Source organism: Vibrio sp. 10N.222.55.B11 (assembly GCF_041473705.1).
GTDB lineage: Bacteria > Pseudomonadota > Gammaproteobacteria > Enterobacterales > Vibrionaceae > Vibrio > Vibrio crassostreae_C.
This window is the reverse complement of sequence record NZ_JBFRST010000008.1, coordinates 131,814-144,854: the sequence shown is the minus strand read 5'-3', so window position 1 is coordinate 144,854 and position 13,041 is coordinate 131,814. Positions and strand designations below refer to the sequence as shown.

Here is a 13,041-nt window from a genome sequence, read left to right as displayed (position 1 = left end):
AATTATGACAACTCAAACCACTATCAATAACGAAAAGCTATCTCCGTGGCCTTGGCAGATTGAAGAGAACACAACTCACTTTGATAACGCGGCAATGTCGACAATTTTGAAAGATTTAAGCCTTGCTTGTTACGTAGTGAACCACCCAGAAAAAGGGTTAGGTGTTAGCCAACAAGCAGAGATTGCATCGGGTGATTCAGCAAGTTCAGCGAACAACCAACCAGTTAGCGCCTTTGCTCCTGCTCTTGGTACACAAAGCCTAGGCGACGAAGATTTTCGTCGCTGTCACGGCGTGAAATACGCTTACTATGCGGGCGCAATGGCAAACGGCATTTCATCTGAAGAGTTGGTGATTGCGCTTGGCCAAGCTGGCATTCTTTGTTCATTTGGCGCGGCGGGCTTAATCCCGTCTCGCGTTGAGCAAGCGATCAACCGTATTCAAGCAGCACTGCCAAACGGTCCTTATGCGTTTAACCTGATTCACAGCCCAAGCGAACCCGCGCTAGAGCGCGGCAGTGTTGAACTATTTTTGAAGCACAAAGTGAAAACCGTTGAGGCTTCAGCATTCTTAGGTTTAACACCGCAAATCGTTCACTACCGTGCCGCTGGCCTTAGCCGCGATGCACAAGGTGAGATTCAGATTGGCAACAAGGTTATTGCTAAGGTAAGCCGTACTGAAGTCGCGAGTAAGTTCATGCAACCAGCTCCAGCTAAAATGCTGCAAGCTTTGGTTGATGAAGGCCGAATCACAGCAGAACAGATGGAACTGGCACAGCTGGTTCCTATGGCTGATGACATTACTGCAGAAGCCGATTCTGGTGGTCATACCGATAACCGTCCACTGGTTACCTTACTGCCAACGATTCTTGCACTGAAAGAGCAAATCCAAGCACAGTACCAATTCAAAACTCCGCTACGTGTCGGTTGTGGTGGTGGCGTAGGTACGCCTGACGCTGCTCTAGCGACGTTTAACATGGGTGCGGCATACATTGTTACCGGCTCTATCAACCAAGCGTGTGTTGAGGCTGGCGCGAGCGAACACACTCGTAAGCTGCTTTCGACAACCGAAATGGCTGACGTGACTATGGCTCCGGCAGCAGACATGTTCGAAATGGGCGTGAAACTGCAAGTGGTTAAGCGCGGCACCTTGTTCCCAATGCGTGCCAACAAACTTTATGAGCTATACACTCGCTACGACTCAATTGAAGCGATTCCAGTAGAAGAGCGTCTGAAACTTGAGAAGCAAGTCTTCCGTTCAACACTGGATGACATTTGGGCAGGGACTGTGGCGCACTTTAACGAGCGCGATCCAAAACAGATTGAGCGAGCTGAAGGCAATCCTAAACGTAAAATGGCACTGATCTTCCGTTGGTACTTAGGGCTTTCTAGCCGTTGGTCAAACACAGGTGAACAAGGTCGTGAAATGGATTACCAAGTATGGGCAGGCCCTGCACTTGGCGCATTCAACGCATGGGCAAAAGACAGCTACCTAGATGATTACCAACAGCGTAATGCGGTTGATCTTGCTAAGCATCTGATGCACGGTGCTGCCTACTTAGCTCGTGTTAACCTGCTGACTTCGCAAGGCATCAAGCTTGATCCAGAACTAGCACGATGGAAGCCAACTCAAAGAATGGCGTAAATGACCTAAATGGACTGGTTGACGAGTAACTAATTACTCAGCGACAGGAAACAAAAAAGCGACCTTATCGGGTCGCTTTTCTTTTGGTTGTTCTTGCCAGGCTCGCTACAAAATTAAGACTTCTGCATACGCTTTTTCAAGCGCGCTAAATCAATTGCACTTGAGCGTACAGTAAGCTTGATGCATTCGTAGTCGTATTCTTCCTTCACCACACTCATGTTTGAGCGAATCTCACCGATAATGCCTTGTCCAGAATAAGGAATCGTGATCTCTTCTTCGATCATGCCTTGTTCAGCCACACCCACAATGTACTTGTGTAGTTTGGTGATATCGAGCGGGTCACGAGTCGAGGTCAGCATTGCATCTGGGAATTCTTCAATCAGCTCTAACTGTTCTTCTTCGCTCAATCTATCGCACTTGTTCAGTACCAATAGTTTTTCGCTGCCTTCAACGCCCACTTGCGCTAATACTTCGTGTACCACATCAAGCTGTGCGCGGAATGAAACATCAGAAGCATCAACCACATAAAGCAGTAATGAAGCATCATGCGCTTCTGCTAGTGTTGAGTGGAATGAAGCAACCAGATCGTGTGGCAGTTTCTTGATGAAACCCACCGTATCTGACACTAAGATACGCGGCTGAGTGATCGGCTGAAGTGCACGAACCGTGGTATCTAAGGTCGCGAATAGCTTGTCTTCACCACTCACTTCTGTTGCGGTCATTGCACGCATCATCGAAGATTTACCCGCGTTGGTGTAACCAACTAGAGCAACAGTGAAAAGCTCCGAACGCTGAGTGCGTCGGTTCTTCATTTCGTCTTGTACGCTAACCAGCTCACGCTTAAGTGCAGCAATTTGGTCACGTACTTTACGGCGGTCTAGCTCTAGTGAAGTTTCCCCTGCACCCTGACCCATTTGACGCTCTTTATCACCGTCGGCCGTCTCACGCAGTCGAGGCACTAGGTAGTTTAGTCGAGCGATTTCAACTTGCAGACGTGCGGTACGAGTACGAGCATGACGGCTGAAGATCTCAATGATGATACCAGTACGGTCAAACACCTCGACACCCAAGTGAGCTTCTACATTACGCAGTTGAGATGGGCTCAAATCACAGTCGAATACCACTACGTCAGCAGTACCAAACTCCACGTCTTCAGATGGAAGATCATCAAAATCTAACTCATCGATACCAGCACGAAAATCAAAAGACTCATCGATAAAATCTTCATCTTCGGCTTCTTCAATCGAACCTTGGTAACCGGTTAAGTGTGCAATTTCTGCAAGCTTACCTGCGCCCAACACGTTTTGTCGTTGTGTTGAACTGTGGTGCTGTGATTGTGTACCGACCACTTTAAACCCTAGGGTTGTTACTAAGCGAGCAAGTTCGGCAAGAGACTCTTTTGCTTCGTCACCTTTGAAGTCCGGTGTCGTAATAGAAATAAGTAAAGCGTTACTAGCTGAGGGTTTTGCTGTTAGTTTCATGTATTCTTCTGTTTATGCACTAATGTGCAACCTAATATTTGGTCTAAAGTAGCGCGATCCTACGCTGTTCTCGGTCAGCTTTATAGAGCTAACGGAGGCTAATTAGCGATATTATTGCAGTTAATCCATTTATCTCGTTTATCCCTCTGTTTTCGTGAGGAAATAAAACAGGCTAAAACACAAAAAAGACAGCATCACGTTACTTATTAGTAATTAGTGATACTGCCTTTGCTTAAGCTTAGACTCTCATTGAGCTACTGTCTCAAAAACTAAAAATCAATTCTCGCTTCAGTCTGAGCATCAAAGAATACCGCCTTTGATAAGTCAAAATGCAGCGGCGCCATTTGCCCAACTGACACTTCAAATTCTGGCGACAAGCGACATGCCACTTCTTGGTCGTTCACTTTCACCATCGCAATCGTATCTGGCCCTGTTGGTTCTAGCACTTCTAACTGCAAGTCTAGCTTGGTCGTTGCCGACACATCTTCACTTTCCTGCTCGGTAATATGTTCAGGGCGCAGGCCAATCACCACTTCTTTGCCATCTTGCTCACGCATGCTTTGTGGTAATCGAATGTGGTGCTCTTGCTCAGCTGTACCCGTTACTTTGATGATCGGATTCTGCTCATCATCCAAATCCACCATGGTCTTAATGAAGTTCATAGATGGTGAACCCATAAAGCCCGCCACGAACATGTTATTTGGCTTGGTGTAGATCTCTTGCGGCGTACCGAGTTGCTGCAGTTCACCATCTTTCATCACCGCAATACGGTCAGCCAAGGTCATCGCCTCGATTTGGTCATGGGTCACGTAGACAATGGTGGTGTTCAGCTTTTGGTGCAGACGTTTGATCTGGTGTCGCATCTCGACACGTAGCTTGGCATCCAAGTTAGAAAGCGGCTCATCGAACAGATACAGCTTAGGACGACGCGCCAAAGCGCGCCCCATAGCGACACGTTGACGCTGACCACCAGATAGCTGCGATGGTTTACGATCAAGCAGTTGTTCGATTTGTAGCATTTCAGCGACGCGATTCACTTCTGCGTCGATTTCGTCTTGTGGCATCTTGCGGATCTTCAAGCCGAAGGCGATATTGCCGCGTACCGTCATGTTTGGGTAAAGTGCGTACGACTGGAATACCATCGCGATGTCGCGGTCTTTAGGTTCAACCTGGGCCACGTCAACACCATCAATCACGATTTCACCCGAGCTAATATTTTCTAGCCCAGCAATGGTGTTCATTAGGGTGGATTTTCCACACCCCGAAGGGCCGACAAGTATCAAGAACTCCCCCGAATCGATACTGATGTCGATGCCCTTTAACGTTTCGTTGTCCGCGTTGCGATAGGTTTTACGGATCTGTTTTAAATCTAATGTTGCCATGGGTAATTATCCTTTTACTGATCCTGCCGTTAGGCCACGAACAAAATATTTTCCTGCGAAGACATACACCAACAGCGTTGGCAGCGCGGCGATGATCGCGGCAGCCATATCAACGTTGTATTCTTTAACGCCCGTGCTGGTGTTGACTAGGTTGTTTAATGCCACGGTGATCGGCTGAGTTTCTGAGCCCGAATACACCACCCCGAACAAGAAATCATTCCAGATTGCGGTGAACTGCCAGATCACCGTCACCATGATGATTGGCGTTGAGATCGGTAATAAGATCTTGAAGAAAATGGTAAAGAAGCCTGCACCATCCAGTTTTGCCGCTTTGATCAATTCATCAGGAATCGAGATATAGAAGTTACGGAAAAACAGGGTCGTAAACGCCATGCCGTAGATAACGTGCACAATCACCAAGCCGATGGTTGTGTTCGCTAGCCCCATCTTGCCGAGCATGGTTGCCATTGGTAGTAGCACCACTTGGAACGGAATGAAGCAACCAAACAACAGTAAGCTGAAGAACAGATTCGAGCCTCGGAATTGCCATTTCGTCACTACATAACCATTGAATGCACCGAGCAATGTTGAAATCGCAACCGCAGGAATCACCATTTGGAACGAGTTCCAGAAGTAGCCTTTGATGCCTTCACATTTCACGCCCGTACAGGCGGTGTCCCACGCTTTATACCAAGCATCAAACACCCACTCTTTCGGTAAGCTCATCAAGTTACCTGCCTTAATGTCTGGCAGAGTTTTGAATGAGGTCAGCGCCATGACAAACAATGGCATTAGATACACCAAGCAGAAGAAAAGCAGTGCTGAATAAATAAAGATTCGAGCAAAATTGATGTTATTCATCATGACTTTTTCTCCCTAAGTTCAGAGTAAAGATAAGGCACGAGAATCGCTAAGATACCAGCAAGCATCATCATGGCACTGGCAGCACCAAGGCCGATTTGTCCACGCGTAAATGAGTGTGCGTACATGAATAGCGCAGGAAGATCCGATGAATAACCTGGGCCACCCGCTGTCATCGCGGTCACAAGGTCGAAACTCTTAATCGCAATGTGTGAGGTGATGATCACCGCGCTGAAAACCACAGGGCGCAAGCAAGGTAGAATGATTTTCAGATAAATAGTGGGTAAGCTTGCCCCATCAATTTGAGCGGCTTTGATGATTGAAGAATCAATGCCACGCAGACCGGCTAAGAACATCGCCATCACGAAGCCTGACGACTGCCAAAGAGCTGCGATAACCAAGGTATAGACCGACATTTCAGAGTCGACTAACCAATCGAATTTGAAGTCAGTAAAGCCCCAATCTTGCATCAGTTTTTCAATGCCAAGACCCGGATTGAGAATCCATTTCCAAGCGGTACCCGTCACGATGAATGACAAGGCCATTGGGTATAAATAAATGGTACGAATCGCGCCTTCTTGACGGATGTTCTGGTCAAGCAATACCGCCAAACCCACACCCAACAAGATAGCAATCGCCATGAACAGAAAACCAAACACACCGAGGTTGGTGATTGAGGTGATCCAGCGATCGTTGTCCATCAGCTTTTCATATTGAGCTAAACCAACAAAGTTGAAGCTCGGTAAAAATCGAGAATTCGTAAACGACAGCGCCGCCGTCCAGAATATATAGCCGTAGATACACACCACGGTCACTAACGCGGTCGGCGCCAGTACAATCTTGGGTAACCAATGTTGCAACCTGTCAGCAAAGCTAGGCTTGGGCGCAGGCTGGCTCCTTGTGGGTTTTGGAGTCGACTCAGTCAAAACATGCTCCATAACTTATCCTTGTTGCACAATCGAGCCAATGGCTTACCTTTCGGCACCACATCAGCATCACGCATATCAGAATTGGGAGTGAAGAGTAGATAGGCTCCCTACGAGCCTACCCACCCTGGGGGTTTGGTAAAGCAACACAACCCGTCACTCACGTGCGTTGTGTGTCGCTTATCAAGTTATATTAGATAGCCGCTTTCACAGCTTTCGCTAACTTAGCCGCCGCTTGTTTTGGATCGGCATCTTTTTCGTTGAAGAAGTTGGTTACCACGTCGTAAATCGCGCCTTGAGCGTAGCTTGTTGTCGCTAGGCCGTGAGCCATACTCGGAACAAGATCGCCAGATTTCGCACTCGCTTTGAAGGTTGCCATTGAATCCAACGCACATTGGTCGAACTTAGACATGTCCATATCTAGACGTACAGGGATAGAACCCTTGTTAAGGTTGAAGACTTCTTGGAAATCTTTGGTAAGAATGGTTTTCGCTAGGTCTTGCTGCGCTTTTTGGTTCTCTTTGTCACTCAGCTCAAAGAACGCAAAGCTATCGATGTTGAAAGTGAATTGGCCATCAGTGCCCGGTGCTGGTGCACAGATGTAATCTTTACCCGGCACTTTACCTGCCGCAGTAAACTCACCTTTCGCCCAGTCACCCATGATTTGCATCGCGGCTTCGCCATTGATAACCATTGAAGTTGCGACGTTCCAATCACGACCTGGCGAGTTGCTGTCGATGTAGTCACGCATCTTTTTGAACTTGGTGAACACTTCCACCATCTTGTCGCCCGATAATACGTCCATATCCAGATCAACGAACGCTTTGTTGTAATCTTCACTGCCTAGTACATCAAGTGCTACAGCTTCGAATACCGTCGCGTCTTGCCAAGGTTGACCACCGTGAGCCAGTGGAATGAAGCCAGCCGCTTTAATCTTGTCTGCGGCAACAAAGAACTCATCTAACGTAGTTGGAACCGTCACGCCTGATTTTTCTAAAACAACAGGGTTAGCCCAAAGCCAGTTAACACGGTGAACGTTGACAGGAACTGCGACATATTCGCCATCCCACTTCATCACTTTAGTCACCACCTCTGGCAGTAACTCATCCCATTGTTCTTGTTTAGCAGTCGCATCGAGAGACGTCAGAAAACCTAAACCACCCCACTCTTGAATATCATGACCTTTAATCTGCGCGGCAGATGGAGGATTGCCCGATACTGCTCGAGTTTTCAAAACAGTCATCGCACTTTCACCGCCGCCACCAGCAACAGCAAAATCTTTCCAAGTATGGCCTTGTTCTTCAATCATCTCTTTCAGTACCGCTGCGGATTTCGCTTCGCCACCGGCAGTCCACCAGTGAAGCACTTCCACTTCACCAGCTTGAGAAAATGTTGAGGCAGCAAGAAGAGATAGAGTAAGTAGGGTTTTATTGATTTTCATTATTATCTTCCATGTTTTAGCGGACTCGACGTCCGGTTCAATAAAGAGTCTACTTATTCTGATTGATAAGATTGAAACAAAAGGTAAGCCCTGTGTAACACAATTGTTACATTACACTTCTAAGCCTGTGGGGATATAGACTTTGGCTTCTAAGCCGCCTTGAGAGGAGTTGCGAATAATGAGATCTCCGCCGTGTCCGTGCAGGATATTTCGGCAGATCCCGAGGCCAAGTCCGTGTCCTTGGTCGTCGGTTGCAAGCCTAAAGTAAGGTTCAAAGACCATCTCTAGTTTGTCTTCTGGAATGCCATTACCACGGTCTTGAATAGTCACGACCACCCAAAGCTCATCACCACTAACTTCCACTACGGCAGATGAACCATACTTAACTGCGTTGTCGATTAAGTTAGTCAGTACACGCTTAATCGCCAGTGGTTTCGCGACCAATGGCTCAATGACGACCGGCTCGAACTCTACCTTTGTTTGGTACTGGTTATGAGATTCAATCACAGAGAGCACCATTTCATTGAGGTCAATAATGGCATTATTCTCGTGTAGATCGGTGTCTCTTACCGCTTGCAAAGCACCTTTGACCATCATCTCGAGCTCATCGAGATCTTTATTGAATTTGTCTTTCTTTACTTCACTCTCCAACAACTCTGCACGCAATCTTAGACGTGTTATTGGTGTCTTTAAGTCATGGGAGATCGCAGAAAAAAGGTGCTCTCGGTCGGCAACATAGCGACGAATCCGTTGCTGCATGCGATTAAAGGCTCGGGTTGCGGTGACCAGTTCAGTCGCCCCTTCTTCTTTCAGTTGGGGTTGCTGAATGTCCATACTCATCTCATTAGCTGCTCTTGCTAACTTTTTCAGAGGACGCACTTGGCGACGAATCATCAAGTAAGTTAGAACCAGCAGAATAAGCGTTGAAGAAACTAAGAAGATCACCTGCTCTCTGCCAAGAATCGTATCGTCGAGTTTCACATATGGAGCAGGCAACAATGCCGCAATGTATACCCATTCGTGACTGGTCAATTCGATTTGTACAACCAGAATGGGTGGATTCAGCGGTTCTAACGTTAAAGTATGATGTGCCCACGATCGTGGGAGATCGCTCAAGTAGATGTCATTTTTAAGCAAACGAAGATGTTCAGGGCGAGAGAAATCAACCCGCACTGATTCGACTTTATTGAGCTTGCTACTCAAAACACTTTCTATCGCTTCAATCGAGGCGGTTTTTAAACGGGTATCAGGGATCGGTTCGACAATCAACACCTCTTTATTGAAAGAAACGAAGAAGCGCGTACCGCCCATATTGCGGATTTGATCCAACACGATATGGCGATATTTAACGGGCAGAGACTGGAAGAAAGTCACCGTCGAGGCAAACATATTGGCCATGCTTGAAGAGGCAGAACGAATCCCCTCCAGTTCTTTGTGTTTGGATTCGCTATACCAAATAGACGTTGCGATACCTTGAGCTATCACCACGGCTAACAGCGTCAACAATAAGGTTCTTGCGACTAACGAATTTGGTTTCAACCAACTCAACCCGTTCATAGGAAATACTTCATTGCCGAGGTGCTCATTAACATCACTTGATTATCAGTGTTCATACTGAACAGGCACAGCGAGGATATAGCCATTACCGCGCATGGTTTTGATGTAGTGAGGATACTTGCCGCTGTCGCCCAATCGGCTTCTCAGACGACTAAGCTGCACATCAATGCCTCGCTCAAAAGGCAACGCTTCACGGCCTCTGGTCGCGAATGAGATAGTGTCACGGTCGAGAACTTCGTTAGGGCGAGTTAAGAACAACATCAACAGAGAAAAATCACTGCCCGACAAATCCATCTCTTCCGAGTTTTCATTGTGGGAAATTCGATGCGCTAACGTATCAAGCGTCCAATCACCAAAAACAATCTGTTTTGGCAATGCATCACTTGTCTTGTCATCCACCACTTGAACGCGGCGCAACAACGCTTTGATACGCGCCATTAACTGACGAGGGCTAAACGGCTTGGCAATGTAATCATCAGCACCAATTTCCAAGCCGATAATTTGGTCGGTTTCATCCGATACGGCAGTCAGCATGATGATAGGCACATTCGATTGCTTACGGACGCGTTGACACAAGGTAAAACCATCGTCACCGGGTAGCATCACATCAAGCAGAATCAGATCTGGATAACCTTGGTTTTGCAGATGAGCTTCTAGTTCAACACCATCTCCCACAGAAGAAACATCGAAACCAGATTTTGTGAGGTACTCTTCCAGCAGCTCGCGGATTTCTTGATCATCATCCACCACGAGAATTCGAGTATTTGTTGGCATCGCCCAAACCTATTAAATTTACAACTTATTCACATAGTGTATAGGCTGGCCGATTGTTTGATTATTGACATGTTTGTAAAGTTAGAAGAACAAACAGATAAAGATCACAACTTAGTGACCTCTATCTGAATCTTTAGGGCTTAATCCGCTATTGGTTGGTTATGAAGAGCAGCTGATCTCCATGGCTTTACCCCACTCAGGAGGTAGAGCCGCAAGGTATTCATAATCCGGGTGTTCCGCATAAGGGTCTGCCAGTACCACCATCAAAGCGTCAATATCGCTGCTATCACCGCGCTCTGCTTTGTCTATCGCTAGCTGAGCTAGGTAGTTTCTGAGGATGTATTTCGGGTTTACCTGTCTCATATTTTCGCAGCGCTCGACCACTGAGCTATCTTCCAATTCGCAGCGTTGTAAGTAGTTATCTACCCACAGTTTTGCTGCCTCTCGATCAATTATCAGATCAATCACTTCTTGTGGCGACAAGGTGTCTAGGTTCGATAGCGTTCTAAAGAACCTTGGGTAGTCGACTTTGTTTTGCGACATCAGCTCGAACATAGATTCAAACAAACGGCTGTCGCCTTCGTGTTTTGCTAGCAACCCTAACTTACGGCGCATCAACTGGCTGAAATAGCCGTTCATTTGTGGCTCATACTGTTCTAACGCTGCTTCTAAATCAGCTTTCTCCACCAGCGGTGACAGAGAATGAGCCAGAGCTGACAGGTTCCACAATCCAATTCTAGGTTGCTGATTAAAAGCATAACGACCTTGGTAATCCGAGTGATTACAGATCAATCTTGGGTCATATTCATCAAGAAACGCGAACGGACCATAATCGAAAGTTTGCCCGATGATCGACATGTTATCGGTGTTCATCACGCCATGAGCAAAACCATTCGCTTGCCACAACGCAATCATCTCCGCGGTACGGTCAACAATCTGATTAAACATAGCAGCGTAGGGTTTCTCTTCATCGAGACACTCAGGGAAGTGCCATTCAATGACTTTATCGGCCAGCAACTTATGCTCAGCCAACTGATTGGTATAAAACAGATGTTCAAAGTGACCGAAACGGATGTGTGATTCGGCAGCACGCACCAACAATGCGCCCCACTCTTGCTTCTCTCGATATACCGGTGTGTCGCTGGTCATCATAGCCAACGCGCGAGTGGTTGGGATATTGAGCCCTGCCATCGCTTCGCTACATAAGTACTCACGAACGGTTGATCGAATAACAGCGCGTCCATCGCCCATACGTGAATAGGGCGTTTTACCGGCACCTTTAAGGTGTAAATCGAACGTTTCGCCACTTTTCGCGACAATTTGAGCTAATAACAGCCCTCTTCCATCACCTAAATCCGGGTTATAAGAACCAAACTGGTGGCCTGCGTATTTCATTGCTACAGGCGAAAACTGCTCAGGTTCAACATTGCCAGATAACGTTTCAAGCAATTCCTCGGAAGCATCATCAAATGACAAAAAACCGAGTTCATCCGCAAGCTTATGATTCCATGCGAGCCATTGGACATTGCTGAGCGGTGTAGGTTGAATTGGGGTATAGAACAGTCGAGGTAATGCAGTAAATCGATTGTTAAATGAAATAGAATCCCAGACAGACATGAGAGATACACTGTAGATAAAAGATAACTTAAGATTATCACAGTTTCGTAACAACTTCAGAAGTGCGATGGCGCTTGTTTATAGAGGTAAGGTGATAAACCATTCCACAAGAAGAAAGTGGTGACTAGGAGTAAATTACTGGGGGATGCTTGCTAGAAGAAGATGACTAAGAAAAAGTTAAGTGGCTAGCCTGATGAGAAAAGCCACATTTATAAGAGAAAGAGTTCTGACTTTGAAGACTTTTTAACAAGTGATTTCATAATAAAAACTAAAACTATAGAGCCATGAAGCTGACTACATTAGAGCAAGAATACCCACTAGAGAAAGGGTAGAGAAAATCCAAGTACGACTGATTACGCCAAAGTTACTGTGTTGAATCATTTCTTGATGCTGCATATGTCTCTCCTTGAGAACGTGATGGTGTAACTACAATATATCGGCTTTTCGCCAAAATCAGCAAGCACATTAATATTAACCTTTTATGACAGCATCAAGAATATTCTGTAACCATTCACCTCTCTGATAAAACAGAAAGTTATGCTCGACTGGTCGTCGAAAGCAGTGCGCCAGCCCCAATAAAGACACCTCCAGTGACACGATTAAAGACCTTGGCTCGACCTTTCGCAAACAACCAATTTGACGACTTCGCCCCCAAGTAGGCATACACCAATAACCAAGACAATTCCATCACTGCGAAGGTAAAAGCAAACACGGTAAACTGTGGTAATAGCGCAATTGAGGGATCAATAAACTGTGGGAAAAGTGCAGTAAAAAACAAGATAGCTTTGGGGTTACTCGCGCCAACAATAAAGCCACTTAAGTAATGCTGCGCAGCGCTTTCTTTGACAGATTGAGCACCGCCTTGTTGATCCGATAACTTGTCATAATCTTGTTGGCTAGAGCGCAGAGACTTCCAACCGAGGAAGATCAGATAAGCTGCACCAGTCCATTTTATGACATTAAATACCACTTCAGACGAAGCAATAATTACCCCTAGCCCGGTAAACGATAAAGTTAAAATACCAGTAATCGCAGTTAAGCTCCCCAAGGCAGTAAATATCGATAATTTAAAGCCAGATTGCACACCTTTGGTCATGCACAATAAAGAACTTGGGCCTGGTGATGCCGTTAAAATTAGCACCGCTAATAAATAATAAATCCATGTATCAAAGCTCATCGTGAATCCTCCTTAACTCACTAAAACGACTAAATATTAAACACCAATATGTAATAAGCCCTCATATTAATCAACTAAATATTGCGCTTAACGTCTTCGATATAAATGCAAACATCTTTAATCTAGGCAATAAAAAACGCCATGCATTGCTGCATGGCGTTTAAATAAAAACGTTTCAAATCG

General features: G+C 46.1%; 10 protein-coding genes. 1 reads left to right on the top strand and 9 read right to left on the bottom strand.

The annotated features are described in order from the left end of the window. Window positions 1-4: 4 nt before the first annotated feature. Window positions 5-1,642, top strand: a complete 1,638-nt coding sequence (gene pfaD / locus AB4503_RS04870) for an eicosapentaenoate synthase subunit PfaD (RefSeq protein WP_372113800.1) — start codon at window positions 5-7, stop codon at window positions 1,640-1,642. Between the two features lie 113 nt (window positions 1,643-1,755). Here the strand turns inward: pfaD and hflX are convergent, their stop codons facing one another. The 9 genes from hflX to AB4503_RS04825 form a co-directional block, all read right to left on the bottom strand. Continuing rightward, window positions 1,756-3,123 carry a GTPase HflX gene (gene hflX, locus AB4503_RS04865; protein WP_017071725.1) on the bottom strand — a complete coding sequence of 456 codons (1,368 nt, stop codon included), beginning with the start codon at window positions 3,121-3,123 and terminating at the stop codon, window positions 1,756-1,758. A gap of 269 nt (window positions 3,124-3,392) precedes the next feature. Then, on the bottom strand, window positions 3,393-4,505 hold the full coding sequence (locus AB4503_RS04860) for an ABC transporter ATP-binding protein (protein ID WP_017066148.1): 1,113 nt from the start codon (window positions 4,503-4,505) through the stop codon (window positions 3,393-3,395). Between the two features lie 6 nt (window positions 4,506-4,511). After that, window positions 4,512-5,369 (bottom strand): carbohydrate ABC transporter permease, encoded by an 858-nt coding sequence (locus tag AB4503_RS04855; protein WP_009848502.1) that lies wholly within the window; start codon window positions 5,367-5,369, stop codon window positions 4,512-4,514. After that, entirely contained in the window at window positions 5,366-6,304 is a 939-nt protein-coding gene (locus AB4503_RS04850) for a carbohydrate ABC transporter permease (protein WP_017060634.1), read from the bottom strand. Before AB4503_RS04850 ends, AB4503_RS04855 begins: the two co-directional genes overlap by 4 nt. A gap of 181 nt (window positions 6,305-6,485) precedes the next feature. Next, window positions 6,486-7,733 carry an ABC transporter substrate-binding protein gene (locus AB4503_RS04845; protein WP_017060635.1) on the bottom strand — a complete coding sequence of 416 codons (1,248 nt, stop codon included), beginning with the start codon at window positions 7,731-7,733 and terminating at the stop codon, window positions 6,486-6,488. Window positions 7,734-7,844: 111 nt separating this feature from the next. Then, a complete protein-coding gene (locus tag AB4503_RS04840) occupies window positions 7,845-9,290 on the bottom strand; it encodes an ATP-binding protein (protein WP_372113798.1) in 1,446 nt (481 codons plus the stop codon). Window positions 9,291-9,335: 45 nt separating this feature from the next. Next, window positions 9,336-10,064, bottom strand: a complete 729-nt coding sequence (locus AB4503_RS04835) for a response regulator (RefSeq protein ID WP_017060637.1) — start codon at window positions 10,062-10,064, stop codon at window positions 9,336-9,338. A 159-nt stretch (window positions 10,065-10,223) separates the two neighbouring features. Next, a complete protein-coding gene (locus tag AB4503_RS04830; protein ID WP_372058342.1) occupies window positions 10,224-11,681 on the bottom strand; it encodes a protein adenylyltransferase SelO in 1,458 nt (485 codons plus the stop codon). Between the two features lie 535 nt (window positions 11,682-12,216). Continuing rightward, window positions 12,217-12,858, bottom strand: coding sequence for a LysE family translocator (locus AB4503_RS04825; RefSeq protein WP_017060639.1), 642 nt, complete (start codon window positions 12,856-12,858; stop codon window positions 12,217-12,219). Window positions 12,859-13,041 lie beyond the last annotated feature (183 nt).

Bases quoted from the DNA above. Each gene is read 5' to 3' on its own strand.
- pfaD (WP_372113800.1), top strand. From the start codon at position 5: ATGACAACTCAAACCACTATCAATAACGAAAAGCTATCTCCGTGGCCT.
- hflX (WP_017071725.1), bottom strand. From the start codon at position 3,123: ATGAAACTAACAGCAAAACCCTCAGCTAGTAACGCTTTACTTATTTCT.
- AB4503_RS04860 (WP_017066148.1), bottom strand. From the start codon at position 4,505: ATGGCAACATTAGATTTAAAACAGATCCGTAAAACCTATCGCAACGCG.
- AB4503_RS04855 (WP_009848502.1), bottom strand. From the start codon at position 5,369: ATGATGAATAACATCAATTTTGCTCGAATCTTTATTTATTCAGCACTG.
- AB4503_RS04850 (WP_017060634.1), bottom strand. From the start codon at position 6,304: ATGGAGCATGTTTTGACTGAGTCGACTCCAAAACCCACAAGGAGCCAG.
- AB4503_RS04845 (WP_017060635.1), bottom strand. From the start codon at position 7,733: ATGAAAATCAATAAAACCCTACTTACTCTATCTCTTCTTGCTGCCTCA.
- AB4503_RS04840 (WP_372113798.1), bottom strand. From the start codon at position 9,290: ATGAACGGGTTGAGTTGGTTGAAACCAAATTCGTTAGTCGCAAGAACC.
- AB4503_RS04835 (WP_017060637.1), bottom strand. From the start codon at position 10,064: ATGCCAACAAATACTCGAATTCTCGTGGTGGATGATGATCAAGAAATC.
- AB4503_RS04830 (WP_372058342.1), bottom strand. From the start codon at position 11,681: ATGTCTGTCTGGGATTCTATTTCATTTAACAATCGATTTACTGCATTA.
- AB4503_RS04825 (WP_017060639.1), bottom strand. From the start codon at position 12,858: ATGAGCTTTGATACATGGATTTATTATTTATTAGCGGTGCTAATTTTA.